This is a genomic window from Flagellimonas aequoris (assembly GCF_003584165.1).
In the GTDB taxonomy this organism is placed as follows: Bacteria; Bacteroidota; Bacteroidia; order Flavobacteriales; family Flavobacteriaceae; genus Flagellimonas; species Flagellimonas aequoris.
Window position 1 is genome coordinate 181591 of sequence record NZ_QXFJ01000027.1, and the last position, 13615, is coordinate 195205.

Sequence of the window (13615 nt, forward strand, 5' to 3'; positions counted from 1 at the left end):
AATATTGTTTATTGGAGCCCCCTTCCTATTTTTTGCAACTTTCCAGAGGTTTTGTACTCCTTGGCCAACTTGTCCAAAACTCCATTGATAAAGATGCTGCTCTTGGGGGTGGAGTACTCTTTGGCTATCTCCAAATACTCGTTCAAGGTCACCTTTTCTGGTATGGAGGGGAAGTTGAGCAACTCGCAAATGGCCATCTTTAAAATGATGGAATCGATCTCGGCGATACGATCATTGTCCCAATTGGGGGTCTTGCCCTCAATCTCCTTTTCCCATTTGGCATCGTTGAGCAAGGTCTTGGTCAACAACTCATTGGCATAGTCCATATCCTGTTGGTCCTTGAGCAATGCCGGCAAAAAGAAACGCTCCGCAGAGCTTTCGCTGGCCTTTTTCAAGCGTTTGATGAGATAGGTGTTCACAATGGGGAAATCGTCCACCCAGGTAAGTTTCTCATCCTCAAAGTAATCGTATACCTTCTCATTGGGCGCAATGATCTCCCTATACAACTGCAGCACCACATCACGATCATCCTCATAACCGTTCTTCCCATTGGTCATGTAAGTCTTGTATATGTCACTGGAGGTGACGTCCTTGTAGAGTATCTTGATATATTCCTCGTTAAGGTACCAATTGTTCAACTTTCGTTTGGAAAGTTCGCTTTTCAAGGCCTCGTTGTTGGCAATCTGTAGCAACAAGCGGTTCTTGACAAACTTTTCCCTATCCGGATAGTTGTCCTCTTCGGTAGCAAGATATTTTTTATTGGCGTGGCTGACGTGTTTTTCGGCCATGCGGTGAAGTTCGGCCAAAAGGCTCAAAACGAGTAGATAGAGCACATACATGTTCTCTATACTCACTCTTAGGAATTTTTCCTGCTTCGCCAAGGAATCGTCCTTGGACTGGACCAATGCATAAATGCACTGCATCACTTTTACTCTGATATGCCTGCGGGTAAGCATTTTTAAAGAACTTTAAAGTCGTTGATTGGCTTTCACTCCGCAAAAGTAATCTTATATTTCAATCTTACCTACCAAAGTTGTTTTCTTATCAGTTTTATAACATTTACTTTGTTGGCAATGCCATATATTTGCTGGATTGTCTACCTATAAAGACACTCAAAAAACTGCCTTTCCCCTTTATGAAGGAACTAAGACACCTCAATAAATACTTTAAAAAATACTGGTTAAAGCTTCTCGTCGGGATTTTGATCACTGTGATTGCACGCATCTTTTCCTTGGTCTTGCCATCATATGTGAACAAGTCCATACAGGCTGTAGAGCAATTTTTGAACAAGTCCATCACCCTTTCCGATGCCAAGGAAATGTTGTTGCAATACATCCTCATCATTGTGGGCACGGCCATCTTATCGGGCCTTTTCACCTATTGGATGCGCCAGACCATCATCAACGTATCACGTTATATTGAATACGACCTTAAAAATGAGGTGTTCGACCACTACCAACTGTTGAGCCTTAATTTTTACAAAAAACATAGGATCGGGGATTTGATGAACCGGATCAGTGAGGACATCAACCAAGTTCGGATGTACGGTGGCCCCGCCATCATGTACGGAATCCAAACGCTTACCTTGTTTGTCTGTCTGATTCCCCTTATGTTCATCAAGGCGCCTACGTTGGCCGCCTATACATTGTTGCCCTTGCCGGTATTATCTGTGTTGATCTACCAGATCAGCAAGGTGATCCACAAAAGAAGTACCAAGGTACAGGAGTTCCTGTCCAATCTGTCCACTTTTACCCAGGAGTCGTTTTCGGGTATTTCCGTGATCAAGGCATACAGTATAGAACCCCGCATCAATGCAGAGCTAAGGGACCTTGCCAATGAGGGAAAGGACACCAGTATGGCTTTGGCAAAGGTAAACGCATGGTTCTTCCCCTTAATGATCCTTTTGATCGGCATCAGTAACATTTTTGTAATCTATATTGGTGGAAGACAATACATCAACGGACAAATTGAATCCGTGGGGATCATTGCAGAGTTCATTCTCTATGTGAACATGCTTACATGGCCTGTGGCCATCGTAGGGTGGTTGACTTCCATTATCCAAAGGGCGGAGGCCTCACAAAAGCGGATCAACGAATTTTTGAAGGAAGAGCCTTCGATCCAGAATGAGGTAAAGAAACCCACCCCAATCCATGGGGATATCGAGTTCAAAAACGTGACCTTTACCTACGAGGACACCAACATTACTGCGTTGAACGGGGTTTCATTTAAAGTGAAGGCCGGGGAAACCGTGGCCATTTTAGGAAAAACCGGTTCCGGTAAATCCACTATCCTCGATTTGGTCGCGCGTTTGTACGATACTACTTCCGGGGAAGTTTTGGTAGATGGGATTCCCGTGCAGCAACTTAATTTGGACAGTTTACGAGGTGCTATCGGGGCAGTTCCGCAAGATGCCTTCCTCTTTTCGGATACCATTGCGAACAACATCCGCTTCGGAAATGAAAATGCTTCTTTTGACGAAATCGTGAAGGTGGCCAAGCAAGCCGTGGTCCACAAGAACATTGAAGGATTTGCCAAAAAATACGATACCATACTTGGTGAACGCGGCATTACTTTAAGTGGTGGACAAAAACAGCGCGTGTCCATTGCCAGGGCGTTGTTGAAAGATCCAAAAATCTATCTTTTTGACGATTGCCTTTCCGCTGTGGATACCGAAACCGAGGAAGAAATCCTGAACAATCTCAAAAAAGTTTCAGAAAGCAAGACCACCCTTATTGTGAGCCATAGGGTTTCCTCTGCAAAAAATGCGGACAAGATCATTGTTATGGATAACGGCAAGATCATACAAGAGGGCACCCATGAAGAGTTGAACAACGTTGAAGGCTATTACAAAGAGCTTTACCTCAACCAACTCTCGGGTAAAGAATCATAAAAAAGTTGCTGAATTAGCATTTTTTTTACATTTTTGGTAACATAATTCAACATAGTACCAAATACACTATACCATATGGGCGAGAAAGATATCATGGACCAGGAAGAGATTTACTCGAAAGTCTTAAGGGCAGGGAGAAGAACTTACTTTTTTGATGTAAGAAGTACCAAGGCCGGGGATTATTACCTAACCATCACAGAAAGCAAGAAGTTTACCCACGATGATGGTTCTTTCCACTACAAAAAGCACAAAATCTATCTGTACAAGGAAGATTTTACCGCCTTCAAGGAAATTATGGAGGAAATGATGGAATACATCATCGACGAAAAAGGCCAAGAGGTCATTTCCGAGCGCCACCAAAAGGATTTCAAGAAGGAAGAAGACGAGGAAACAAGCTTTAGTGAAAACGGTACCGCATCGGGTAGCTTTACCGATGTTGATTTTGACGACATCTAGACCTTATCTTTGAAAATATGGATGACGGCCTGCCTTTTTGCAGGCCGTTTTTTATTTTTGATCTATCCAAAACAATATACCATGGCACGTACTCCCAGTAACATGCTACCTTTGGGAACAAAGGCACCTGAATTTGAACTATTGGACACGGTTTCCGATAAAATCCTGTCCCTTCAACAGGTGAAGGGTGAAAAGGGCACTGTGGTCATGTTCATTTGTAACCATTGCCCCTTTGTGATCCATGTGAATCCAGAGATTTCAAAACTTGCGAAGGAATATCAGGCTAAGGGGATCGGTTTTGCGGCGATTTCGAGCAACGATGTGGCCAATTATCCACAAGACGCCCCGCATCTCATGAAATTGAAGGCCGGCGAAGAGGATTACACTTTTCCTTACCTGTACGACGAAACCCAAAAAGTGGCCAAAGCCTATGATGCGGCCTGCACGCCCGATTTTTATCTTTTTGACGCGAACTTAAGGTTGGTCTATAGAGGACAATTGGACGATTCCAGACCCGGAAACGGCATCCCACTTACGGGTAAGGATCTAAAAAATGCCATGGACGCCCTTTTGGACGATAAACCCATCAGCGTGGAACAAAAACCAAGTCTGGGTTGTAACATTAAATGGAAGGAAGCCTAATATGCAATCAACGATTCCCGTTCTCAAAATCCATTTGGTCCCAGTCGATAGCACCAATCTAGAAACTTATCTCTCTGTTGGAACCCGTTCCTACCGAGAACATTATCTCCACTTATGGGAAAATGAGGACCCCACTCCTTACATTTCCCATGGATTGACCAAGGAAGTAGTTCAGCGTGAACTGGAAGACCCCAACAACCTGCATTTTTTGATCAACCACGATACCGTTACGGTTGGCATCCTAAAACTGGTGAAGGATTGTGGCATAGATGAGATACCCAAAGAAGAAGCCTTGAAGGCCGAAAAAATATACTTTCTCCAAGAGCATTCGGGGAAAGGATTTGGCAAGCAGGTACTTCAATATATTGAAGACTTCGCCCGTTCCATCCACAAAAAAACAGTTTGGCTGGATACCATGCAAAAGGGCAATCCCATTCTATTCTATCAAAAAAATGGGTACGCGATCAAACGGGAAAGTGAAGTGGTCCTCCCCGGAGCCAAGCCCTCGGAAAAGGCCATGTGGATCTTGACCAAAAACCTGTAGGCTACCAGCCCTCCCGCTCTATCAGATTGGCAATATGCGCAAAATGATGGTTGCTGTGCCAAGCATACCGGCCCACATTTTCTTCCAACGTTGTTGCTACATTTCCGTCAGGATGGATAAAGGAGCGTTTTAGGTCTTCTTTGGAAAGACCTTTCAACAAATAGACCAATTTGGCATGTATGGCCCTTAAATGATCCAGGGACATTTGAATGGGTGCTGTACGGGTGTCAAAGAGTTCGGCCCAAGCTTTTTCGTCATAGGCTTTGATCACAGGATTTTGCTCTGTCAATGCCCATTTAAAACGAATATAACTGTTGTGATGGCTATCGGAAATATGGTGCACCAATTGCCGTACCGTCCATCCTCCAGGTCGGTATGGGGTTTCCAACTGTTGCTGATTCAGCGGTTTTACCATTTCCTCCAACTTTTGGGGCAAATGTTCCAAAACAGAGATCCATTCCTTCAAAAGTTGTTCTGTGATGACCGACGGGGCCTCGAATTTCCCGATCGGATAGCGGAGTTGTTCCAATGTATCGTTTTCCATAGTTTAAAAATAACAAACTAAAGGTTGTAACGGATTACCTTTTCATTACAAGTTGAACAAAGTTTTTTAATACACTTTTAACCAAAATTCAGCACAAGTGACGATATATCTACTAATTTTGTAGGGTAATGATGTATCAACTCTAAAACAACATATATGGCAACTCTTAGATTGGGCGATACCGCTCCCGATTTTACTGCGGTAACCTCAGAAGGAACCCTTAATTTTTATGATTATTTGGGCGATGGTTGGGGAATCCTCTTCTCTCATCCCGCTGACTTTACCCCCGTTTGTACCACGGAATTGGGTACCGCGGCCAAGTTCAAAGGGGAGTTCGACAAAAGGAACGTGAAAATGATGGCTCTCAGCGTTGATGGGGCCGATTCGCACAAAGAATGGATCAAGGATATCAATGAGACCCAACATACCCAGGTTAACTTTCCGATCATTGCCGATGAGGACAGAAAGGTTTCTGATTTGTACGACATGATCCATCCAAATGCCAATGATACCCTTACCGTACGTTCGGTTTTCATTATTGGTCCGGATAAGAAAGTAAAACTCATCTTGACCTATCCCGCCTCCACTGGCCGTAATTTTTATGAATTATTGCGTGTGGTGGATTCCCTGCAATTGACCGCCAACCATAAGGTTGCGACTCCCGCTAACTGGGAACATGGTCAAAAAGTGGTGGTTAGCCCAGCAATACCTACCGAAGAGGCCAAGGGGATTTTCACCAAAGGTGTGGAGGAAATCAAACCCTATTTGCGTTTAACGCCGGACCCAACAGCATAATTTTTTAAGAAATTATTTAAAAAACCCTAATTATCAATAAATTAAATGTACATTCGCGGTTCATTTAATTTTTTTAATTTTCATTATGAGTAAAGGAACAGTAAAATTCTTCAATGATTCTAAAGGCTACGGCTTCATCACTGAAGATGGTTCAAACAAAGATCACTTCGTACATGTCTCAGGTTTGGTAGACGAAATTAGAGAAGGTGATGTTGTAGAATTCGAACTACAACAAGGTAAAAAAGGAATGAACGCCGTTAATGTACAAGTTATAGATTAAGGTAGCAACACACTTTTTTATATGTCAAGCCCGGGCAAAAGCCCGGGCTTTATTTTTTTTACATTTTTTACGCAACCAATTTGGCATTCCCAATCTATTAAGTGTAAACAGGCTTTGTTCCCCCATAACCATTAACCTTACATCCACATGAACACTTTTTTTGGAGTACTTTCATTTCTTTTGGTCGTTAATGTTCTCTTGCTCTTTTTGAGCGTGAATGGGTCCAAAAAATAAAGGAAAACGAGCAATCTATACATTTCGGGCAATAGGTAGGGTATTTTTTCGTTCGATTGTTATACTATAAACACGCAACGACCATGAATACCTTTTTTAGCGTTTTGCTATTCCTTCTGGCCCTAAACCTTTGTTTACTCTTATTGAGTGTAAACCGATCCAAATAAAAAAGCTCCCATTGCTGGAAGCTTTCCTATTTATCTAGTAGTGAAGTATTCCTATTTCACTTTCATCAATTCCACATCAAAGATCAAAGTTGCATTGGGAGGAATTACCCCTCCGGCCCCGGCACTTCCGTAAGCCAAATGGGATGGAATCACAAAACGGGCCTTGTCACCCACTTGTAATAATCCAATACCTTCGTCCCATCCCGGGATCACCTGACCAATGCCCAATGTAAAATCGATGGGTTGGTTTCTTTTATAGGAAGAATCGAAAACCTGCCCGTTGGACAAGGCACCCTCATAGTGTACCGAAACCGTTTTTCCCTTCTCGGCCTTGGGTCCACTTCCCTTTTGAACAATCTTATATCGAAGTCCACTATCAGTCTTGTCAAATCCCGCGGCCAACTTTTCCATTTCAGCTTCTGCTTGGGCCTTCGCCTCGGCAATTCGTTTTTCCCTGGCGCCTTCAAAAATCCTAAAGGCCTCTATGGCGTTCCAGGTTTGGGCTTCGTCCCCTACCCTTACGATTTCCAGACTGTCGATGGTATCCCCTTGTGCAATGGCATCCACTACATCCTGACCTTCCACCACGTGTCCAAAAACAGTGTGTTTGTTGTCCAACCAAGGCGTGGCCACATGGGTAATGAAGAACTGGCTCCCGTTGGTACCTGGTCCCGCATTTGCCATGGACAATACTCCTGGGGTGTCGTGCTGCAACTCTGGATGAAATTCATCGTCGAACTTATAACCTGGGTCTCCGGTACCGGTGCCCAATGGGCACCCTCCTTGTATCATAAAGTCGGCAATCACCCTGTGGAACTTAAGACCATCATAGTAAGGTTTTCCCTGGGGTCTTGCGCTATTTTCCATATTTCCCTCGGCCAGAGCAACAAAATTACCCACGGTTCCTGGGGTTTTATCATGGGCAAGTTTCACTAATATTTCCCCTTTAGGGGTATTGAACTTAGCATAAATTCCGTCTTGCATTATTTTCTTTTTAATAGGATTATTCGATTTCTCGATCCTTGGGTTTTCCCAAGGCTGTAAAGGTAAGGGTTTTATAGTGCAATACCTTGGAAAGCTATAGATTAAAGCATGAAAAGGAAAGGGCGATCATTCGGTATGGCCATGGGAACAACTATCAATTTCAGTCAAATGGCTGAAGGCCATAATTGTTGTGCGTGCAGATTTCCGTGGTGTATTGAACTCGTTTAAAAAAATAGTACATTTATTTCAAAATGAACATGGTACAGGACATTTTCCAATATCCACACTTTAACCAGTAAGTCCAATTCTTATGTCAACACAATCATTAACAGTTACCATACATATGGTTTCCAGTTTGGATGGATTCATAGCCAAAAAAGACAATAGCATTTCTTGGTTCGAGACATCGGACAGTTATGAAAAAGGTGTTTCAGGACAAGATCCGGAAGAATTTCTCAAGACGATTGATTGTTATGTAATGGGGTCCAAAACCTATGAACACGCTTTGGAACTTTCCAGATCATATGGCTGGGCGTACGGGGACAAACCTACCATTGTGGTCACTAAACGGAAACTTCCCAATGAAAGATCCAATATCGAATTTTATGCTGGCAACCTCAACAAACTTGTAGAAGAACAACTAAGGCCAAAGTATAAAAATGTTTGGGTTGTGGGTGGCGCAGAGCTTGCCAAAGATTTTATTATCAACAAATTGGCAGATGAAATACGGATCAGCATCCTGCCCATAATATTGGGGGGCGGATTGCCCTTTTTTGACCATCTTGGGCAAGAATTGCCCCTTCACCTAAAGGATACCACCGCCTATAAAAATGGAATGGTGGAGCTCTGTTACGAAATCAAGAAATAGCCTGTAATGAATACACCACAGACATTCCTTCAAGATGGCAAGTAAAAAAACAGAATGGAAAATTTGAATCAAATGCAATCCAAATGAGAAAAATCCTCTTTTTATTTTTCATCACCATAGGACTTACCACCGCTTCGGCCTCCACCGTGGATACCGTGGCCATTTACAGTCCTTCCATGCAAAAGACCATTAAATGTGTCATCATAAAACCAAACCACTACGATGATTCGACCACTCGCTATCCTGTGGCGTATCTATTGCACGGCTACAGCGGTTCCTATGCCTCTTGGGTGGAAACTGCCCCAAACCTAAAGGAATATGCAGACAACCATCAAATGATTTTGGTATGCCCAGATGGCGGATACAACAGTTGGTATTTTGACAGCCCCATCAATCCTGAGCGCAAATACGAGACACATGTGAGCAAAGAAGTGGTTTCCTATGTAGATGATCATTACCGAACCATTCCCGATCGCAACCATAGGGCCATAACCGGATTGAGTATGGGCGGCCATGGAGCCTTTTATCTTGGATTACGCCATCCGGATGTTTTTGGGGCCATGGGCAGTACCAGTGGTGGGGTGGACATCACACCTTTTAAGACCCACTGGGAAATTTCGGAACAGATCGGGGATACGATCGACCATAAGGATAATTGGAAAAACATGACCATCATAAATATGATAGACAAATACCCCGCCAATGATCTGTCCATCATTTTTGACTGTGGCACTGAGGACTTCTTCTATGAGGTGAACAAGGCCCTACATAAAAAAATGCTGGATATGCATATTCCCCACGATTATATTGAACGACCTGGTGAACACAACGGGGAATACTGGAAAAATTCCATAGAATATCAATTGGTCTTCTTCAAAAATTTCTTTGCAAGAAATCCTGATGAAAAATAACACAAAAGATTACTCTTGAAATGAAAGAGCATATGGCCTCATGTTGAAAAACCATATGGTAAACACAACTCGAGAGCTCAAAAAGCTTATTTTAAACAATGAAATCAAACTAATGATGATAAGAAAAATTATAGGAATACTTACCGGATACGTAATTTTTGTAGTGACCTCATTGGCATTTTTCAACCTGACAGCCCAAAACCCACATGCCAACCCAACCATTGGTTTCGCCATCTTAACGGCTTTGTACGGAGCCGTTTCTTCCTTCCTTTCAGGTCTTGTTGCCCAGTGGATAGCAAAAGGGGCGAATCTGAAGACCAATTATATATTGGCTGGAATCATTGCCGGTTTTGCGGCCTTCTCATTATTTAAATCGGAAGGAAATCATTATACACAGCTACTAGCTATTTTTATTTTTGCCCCGGTTTCCATCTTGGGAGGAGCCTATCTTTTAAAACGTCGAAAAGGTGCATAGGCTAAAAACATTTTTGGATTCAAAAAATCGGAATAATACTATTTATCTTCCTGTTATGAATTGCCGTAACCAAAATTCCGCTCTTTTTAGTAATTTGTAGAAAAATAGTATCATCATGTTAGGAATCTTATTGGCAAAAAGAGGAAAGACCAAAACGTTGAACCTGCTTATCGTAGCTTCATTGCTTATGATTGGGATTGGATTATCGATGTTGATATAATGAAACGCTGACCAAACATGAAGTCAAGGATACTGCCAATTGCCTTAATTATTTTTAGTGGCATCTTGATCGTTCTGAACTTTATTTTAGAAAGTGATATGAATTTAGGATTCTGGATGCGGATTTCTTCGAGTGCACTTTTGATTTTGGCTATGATTGTCACCATAAGGGCACAGAAACAAAGGCAATAGGCATATTATTCCCTGTCACACAATAACAAAATGAAGTTTAAAAGCCAAAAGGACATTTTGTTCAGTACCATCATTATTGGGACAAACCTTTTCTTGTTGGGTATTACCCTGTATGGCATTTTCATTGGGGAAATGGAACCCCATGAATATTGGACGCTCCCACTCGTCTTGGGTGTTGTGGTGTTTCTTTTCTGGATGTATTTTGGAACCGATTACGAACTTTCGCCCAAGGGGCTCATTTACCGCTGCGGCCCCATGAAAGGTAAAATCGGTTACGAACGGATTAGGGAAATTGTAAAGGGGCGCACCCTTTGGATAGGGTTTAGGCCAGCCACGGCAAGAAAGGGTCTGATTATAAAATATGACAGATACAATGAAATCTATATCAGTCCCAAGACCAATGAAGTCTTCATAGATAAAATCTTAGAGTTGAAAAGTGATGTAAATATCACCGAATAAAACACATTCCTTTAAATGCAGAAAAAATACTTGCCCTCCCTTGTCATTATCCTACTTTCGACGGGCATTTATTTTTGGTCACTGACCATATTGAAAAAAGGGTTTGACTTTGGTCTAATTGCAATATTGGCCATTGTAGCACTTTTATACATGTATTTTTTCAGAAACGATGAGCAACCTATAAGCCTTCTGCAAAAGAAGACATCTGGATACTTGGTAATGTATGGTCTGTTGTACTTTGCCAGCATTTTTTTCATGAACCTTCTCGGCAGTTCCATTGTTTATTGGCTGGTACAGTTCCTTATACCTCTGCTCATTCTTAAACTTCACAAAGAATCACTTTCAAGCATTTTTTTTAAGTGGTCCAACATCTTCAAAGATGGTAAAGTCATTCTGGTCTCGGTTATTCTGTTGGTTCCCTTTTTAATTTTTGAAGTAAGGGATTCCGAGCAGATATTGAAATTGTTCCAATCTTGGAAAATTATTTTATACCTGCCCATTAGCATCCTTTACATGTTGGTCATAGTTGCTTTTTGGGAAGAGTTTTTCTTTAGGGGAATCTTACAAAGCAGTATTTTAAAACTGACCAAAAGTGCAAGTGCCTCCATATTCTTAACCGCTCTCTTTTTTAGCACTTATCATATTCCCATGAGATATTATAATGCTAGGTCGGAATACCATGGTGACTTATTATCCAGTATGGCAGGAACCATAAACGAGCAATTCATTATGGGGTTATTTTTAGGGTTTGTGGTTTATAAAAGTAAAAATGTATGGCATGGAATATGGCTCCATAGCATTTTAAATGGTGTAAGCTTTGTATATCAACTTTCCCTTATGCTTGTACTCTGAGCAACGGCATATATTGTTTTACCACATCCTAGGTTGTAGAAGCGTTAATCTTTCCCAAATTACTTTTAATACCGTATTACATGGAGTAACTTAGAGGGAATCTTTCAAATACCATCCCATGTTATCCGTAAAACGCCCATTGATTATTTTGATCACGGTAGCCTTCCTTTTATTGATTCCTTTTATCGCCATGCAGTTCACCAATGAGGTACAATGGTCCTTGATGGATTTTGTAGTAGCCGGTATCCTCCTTTCAGGCGTTGGCTTTTCCGTTGATCTTGCCATCAGAAAGGCAAAGACCCCAAATAAGAGGCTATTGTGGGTTTCGGCCATCATCATCCTTTTTCTGGTGGTTTGGGCGGAGTTGGCAGTGGGTGTATTTGGGACTCCGTTAGCTGGCAGTTGAACAAAATATCTATACCATGATAGAACAAATCAAAACTTTTGAAGACAACGTTTTGGCCATTGAGGTAATCGATGGTTTTGATGAAACGGACGAAAAACTTTGTCAAAAATTCTTTGACGAAAAATTGGAGAAAGGCTTTGCAACGGTAAATGTACTGGTGAAATTGGACGAGCTCAAGATTGCCCATAGCAGTACCAAAGCCTTTATGGAAGACATTATCTGGACCCTGAGAAACTACAAGAAAATGGGGCACTTGGCCATTGTGGCCCACAGCAAGATCTTGAAGGCGCTTGTCCCGATTGACAATCTCTTTTTTCAAAGGGCCAGCAAAGGTAGGTTGGAACAGTATTTTGATGTTTCGCAAATGGATGAGGCCATGGCGTTCGTCCAAGCTAAATAATTCCACATCCCTTCTTTGGGTATAAATGCATCCATTGGTTAAGACTTTTAGCTTTTGACAAATTTTGATGATATTTATGCTTCAACTAAACTGGAATGGGTAAACGGACACAACAGGCCAAAATACTCCGGGTTTTTAGAAAAGTCCACAGGACCACTGGAGCCTTATTATTTATTTTCTTTTTTTTCATCTCTGTCACAGGCCTCCTTTTAGGCTGGAAAAAAAACACCAATGGCGTTATTCTGCCCAAAACTCAAAAAGGGACCACGGCCGAACTAAAGAATTGGTTGCCCGTGGACAGTCTGCACACCATTGCCTGCACCACCCTTCATAATTTTGTTTCTCCCGACCTTTCTTTGGAGTTGGACCGAATCGATATGCGAAAACAAAAGGGTTCCGTAAAATTTATCTTTGTCGATAACTATTATGAAGTCCAACTGGATGGGGCCACAGGCGAAGTGCTTTCCATAGGACAAAGAAAATCGGACTTTTTGGAAAATGTGCACGATGGTTCCATTTTGGACCGATATCTTAACACAGACGGATATATAAAATTGTCCTATACCACAATCATGGGGGTTTCCTTGCTCCTTTTTACCGTGACCGGATTTTGGCTTTGGTATGGGCCTAAACAAATGCGAAAATCTGGCAAGGCCAAACCAGATAAACTACCTAAACAACCAAATTACCAACATTTAAACTGAAAATCATGACCAAAGGAAGAATGGAAGCTTTTAGCGATGGGGTGTTGGCCATTATCATCACCATCATGGTCCTTGAGATCAAAGTACCGCACGGGAGCAATTTCAATGATCTTAGCCCCTTATTGCCGATTTTTTTGAGCTATGTGCTCAGTTTCATCTATCTGGGCATTTACTGGAACAACCATCACCATATGATGCACACCGTAAAAAAGGTAACCGGAAAAATCCTATGGGCCAATCTACATCTGCTGTTTTGGCTTTCACTGGTTCCTTTTGTGACCGGATGGATGGGAGAAAATCATTTTGCCACGGAACCCATGGCCTTGTATGGTTTCATCCTGTTGATGGCCGCCATAGCCTATTTTTTTCTTCAAAATTCCATTATCAAATCTCAAGGAAAAGATTCCATCCTAAAGAACGCTGTGGGTAAAGATTTGAAAGGAAAATTATCCCCAATGTTTTATATCATAGGTATTACGATGGCTTGGGTAAGTGTATGGTTTTCCGGAGCCATGTTCGTTCTAGTCGCCATCATTTGGCTGGTCCCCGATAAGAGGATAGAAAGAATATTGAAAGGACAGCTGGAATGATCT

The 13615-nt window shown here is 42.0% G+C and carries 18 protein-coding genes; 15 read left to right on the plus strand and 3 right to left on the minus strand.

Features of this window, described 5'->3' with window-relative positions; genetic code table 11:
- Positions 1 to 8: 8 nt before the first annotated feature.
- Positions 9 to 956, minus strand: coding sequence for a transcription antitermination factor NusB (gene nusB / locus D2U88_RS12190; protein WP_119640843.1), 948 nt, complete (start codon positions 954 to 956; stop codon positions 9 to 11).
- Positions 957 to 1135: 179 nt separating this feature from the next.
- On the opposite strand from nusB, the gene D2U88_RS12195 reads away from it, so the two are divergent.
- The 4 genes from D2U88_RS12195 (at position 1136) to D2U88_RS12210 (ending at position 4532) form a co-directional block, all read left to right on the plus strand.
- On the plus strand, positions 1136 to 2890 hold the full coding sequence (locus D2U88_RS12195) for an ABC transporter ATP-binding protein (protein WP_119640911.1): 1755 nt from the start codon (positions 1136 to 1138) through the stop codon (positions 2888 to 2890).
- Between the two features lie 75 nt (positions 2891 to 2965).
- The gene (locus tag D2U88_RS12200; protein WP_119640844.1) at positions 2966 to 3346 is read left to right on the plus strand and encodes a PUR family DNA/RNA-binding protein; all 381 of its coding nucleotides are present in this window, start codon (positions 2966 to 2968) and stop codon (positions 3344 to 3346) included.
- An 81-nt stretch (positions 3347 to 3427) separates the two neighbouring features.
- Positions 3428 to 3988: a thioredoxin family protein gene (locus D2U88_RS12205; RefSeq protein ID WP_119640912.1), complete on the plus strand. Its 561-nt coding sequence runs from the start codon at positions 3428 to 3430 to the stop codon at positions 3986 to 3988.
- Between the two features lies 1 nt (position 3989).
- Positions 3990 to 4532 carry a GNAT family N-acetyltransferase gene (locus D2U88_RS12210; protein WP_182859174.1) on the plus strand — a complete coding sequence of 181 codons (543 nt, stop codon included), beginning with the start codon at positions 3990 to 3992 and terminating at the stop codon, positions 4530 to 4532.
- 1 nt (position 4533) lies between these two features.
- Here D2U88_RS12210 and D2U88_RS12215 read toward each other — a convergent pair whose 3' ends face one another.
- Entirely contained in the window at positions 4534 to 5076 is a 543-nt protein-coding gene (locus tag D2U88_RS12215) for a YfiT family bacillithiol transferase (RefSeq protein WP_119640846.1), read from the minus strand.
- Between the two features lie 156 nt (positions 5077 to 5232).
- Here D2U88_RS12215 and D2U88_RS12220 point away from each other — a divergent pair, with 156 nt between their 5' ends.
- Positions 5233 to 5871, plus strand: coding sequence for a peroxiredoxin (locus D2U88_RS12220; RefSeq protein WP_119640847.1), 639 nt, complete (start codon positions 5233 to 5235; stop codon positions 5869 to 5871).
- 85 nt (positions 5872 to 5956) lie between these two features.
- On the plus strand, positions 5957 to 6151 hold the full coding sequence (locus D2U88_RS12225; protein WP_119640848.1) for a cold-shock protein: 195 nt from the start codon (positions 5957 to 5959) through the stop codon (positions 6149 to 6151).
- 452 nt (positions 6152 to 6603) lie between these two features.
- On the opposite strand, the gene D2U88_RS12230 is transcribed toward D2U88_RS12225, so the two are convergent.
- Positions 6604 to 7536 (minus strand): peptidylprolyl isomerase, encoded by a 933-nt coding sequence (locus D2U88_RS12230; protein WP_119640849.1) that lies wholly within the window; start codon positions 7534 to 7536, stop codon positions 6604 to 6606.
- 310 nt (positions 7537 to 7846) lie between these two features.
- Here D2U88_RS12230 and D2U88_RS12235 point away from each other — a divergent pair, with 310 nt between their 5' ends.
- The 9 genes from D2U88_RS12235 to D2U88_RS12280 all read left to right on the plus strand — a co-directional run bounded on the left by D2U88_RS12235 (position 7847) and on the right by D2U88_RS12280 (position 13612).
- On the plus strand, positions 7847 to 8404 hold the full coding sequence (locus D2U88_RS12235; RefSeq protein WP_220473504.1) for a dihydrofolate reductase family protein: 558 nt from the start codon (positions 7847 to 7849) through the stop codon (positions 8402 to 8404).
- Positions 8405 to 8487: 83 nt separating this feature from the next.
- Complete coding sequence (locus D2U88_RS12240) at positions 8488 to 9315, plus strand: alpha/beta hydrolase (protein ID WP_119640851.1); 828 nt, start codon at positions 8488 to 8490, stop codon at positions 9313 to 9315.
- 112 nt (positions 9316 to 9427) lie between these two features.
- The gene (locus tag D2U88_RS12245; RefSeq protein WP_147378585.1) at positions 9428 to 9790 is read left to right on the plus strand and encodes a hypothetical protein; all 363 of its coding nucleotides are present in this window, start codon (positions 9428 to 9430) and stop codon (positions 9788 to 9790) included.
- A gap of 441 nt (positions 9791 to 10231) precedes the next feature.
- Entirely contained in the window at positions 10232 to 10660 is a 429-nt protein-coding gene (locus tag D2U88_RS12255; RefSeq protein WP_119640854.1) for a PH domain-containing protein, read from the plus strand.
- Positions 10661 to 10675: 15 nt separating this feature from the next.
- A complete protein-coding gene (locus D2U88_RS12260; protein WP_119640855.1) occupies positions 10676 to 11512 on the plus strand; it encodes a CPBP family intramembrane glutamic endopeptidase in 837 nt (278 codons plus the stop codon).
- Positions 11513 to 11630: 118 nt separating this feature from the next.
- Positions 11631 to 11918, plus strand: coding sequence for a hypothetical protein (locus tag D2U88_RS12265; RefSeq protein ID WP_119640856.1), 288 nt, complete (start codon positions 11631 to 11633; stop codon positions 11916 to 11918).
- Between the two features lie 16 nt (positions 11919 to 11934).
- Positions 11935 to 12318, plus strand: a complete 384-nt coding sequence (locus D2U88_RS12270; RefSeq protein ID WP_119640857.1) for a SpoIIAA family protein — start codon at positions 11935 to 11937, stop codon at positions 12316 to 12318.
- Positions 12319 to 12413: 95 nt separating this feature from the next.
- Positions 12414 to 13022 carry a PepSY domain-containing protein gene (locus tag D2U88_RS12275; RefSeq protein ID WP_119640858.1) on the plus strand — a complete coding sequence of 203 codons (609 nt, stop codon included), beginning with the start codon at positions 12414 to 12416 and terminating at the stop codon, positions 13020 to 13022.
- Between the two features lie 5 nt (positions 13023 to 13027).
- Positions 13028 to 13612 (plus strand): TMEM175 family protein, encoded by a 585-nt coding sequence (locus D2U88_RS12280; RefSeq protein WP_119640859.1) that lies wholly within the window; start codon positions 13028 to 13030, stop codon positions 13610 to 13612.
- Positions 13613 to 13615 lie beyond the last annotated feature (3 nt).

Coding starts and splice junctions, on each gene's coding strand:
- D2U88_RS12195 (WP_119640911.1), top strand. CDS start 1,136: ATGAAGGAACTAAGACACCTCAATAAATACTTTAAAAAATACTGGTTA.
- D2U88_RS12235 (WP_220473504.1), top strand. CDS start 7,847: ATGTCAACACAATCATTAACAGTTACCATACATATGGTTTCCAGTTTG.
- D2U88_RS12240 (WP_119640851.1), top strand. CDS start 8,488: ATGAGAAAAATCCTCTTTTTATTTTTCATCACCATAGGACTTACCACC.
- D2U88_RS12230 (WP_119640849.1), bottom strand. CDS start 7,536: ATGCAAGACGGAATTTATGCTAAGTTCAATACCCCTAAAGGGGAAATA.
- D2U88_RS12270 (WP_119640857.1), top strand. CDS start 11,935: ATGATAGAACAAATCAAAACTTTTGAAGACAACGTTTTGGCCATTGAG.
- D2U88_RS12200 (WP_119640844.1), top strand. CDS start 2,966: ATGGGCGAGAAAGATATCATGGACCAGGAAGAGATTTACTCGAAAGTC.
- D2U88_RS12220 (WP_119640847.1), top strand. CDS start 5,233: ATGGCAACTCTTAGATTGGGCGATACCGCTCCCGATTTTACTGCGGTA.
- D2U88_RS12255 (WP_119640854.1), top strand. CDS start 10,232: ATGAAGTTTAAAAGCCAAAAGGACATTTTGTTCAGTACCATCATTATT.
- D2U88_RS12205 (WP_119640912.1), top strand. CDS start 3,428: ATGGCACGTACTCCCAGTAACATGCTACCTTTGGGAACAAAGGCACCT.
- nusB (WP_119640843.1), bottom strand. CDS start 956: ATGCTTACCCGCAGGCATATCAGAGTAAAAGTGATGCAGTGCATTTAT.
- D2U88_RS12265 (WP_119640856.1), top strand. CDS start 11,631: ATGTTATCCGTAAAACGCCCATTGATTATTTTGATCACGGTAGCCTTC.
- D2U88_RS12215 (WP_119640846.1), bottom strand. CDS start 5,076: ATGGAAAACGATACATTGGAACAACTCCGCTATCCGATCGGGAAATTC.
- D2U88_RS12275 (WP_119640858.1), top strand. CDS start 12,414: ATGGGTAAACGGACACAACAGGCCAAAATACTCCGGGTTTTTAGAAAA.
- D2U88_RS12245 (WP_147378585.1), top strand. CDS start 9,428: ATGATGATAAGAAAAATTATAGGAATACTTACCGGATACGTAATTTTT.
- D2U88_RS12260 (WP_119640855.1), top strand. CDS start 10,676: ATGCAGAAAAAATACTTGCCCTCCCTTGTCATTATCCTACTTTCGACG.
- D2U88_RS12210 (WP_182859174.1), top strand. CDS start 3,990: ATGCAATCAACGATTCCCGTTCTCAAAATCCATTTGGTCCCAGTCGAT.
- D2U88_RS12280 (WP_119640859.1), top strand. CDS start 13,028: ATGACCAAAGGAAGAATGGAAGCTTTTAGCGATGGGGTGTTGGCCATT.
- D2U88_RS12225 (WP_119640848.1), top strand. CDS start 5,957: ATGAGTAAAGGAACAGTAAAATTCTTCAATGATTCTAAAGGCTACGGC.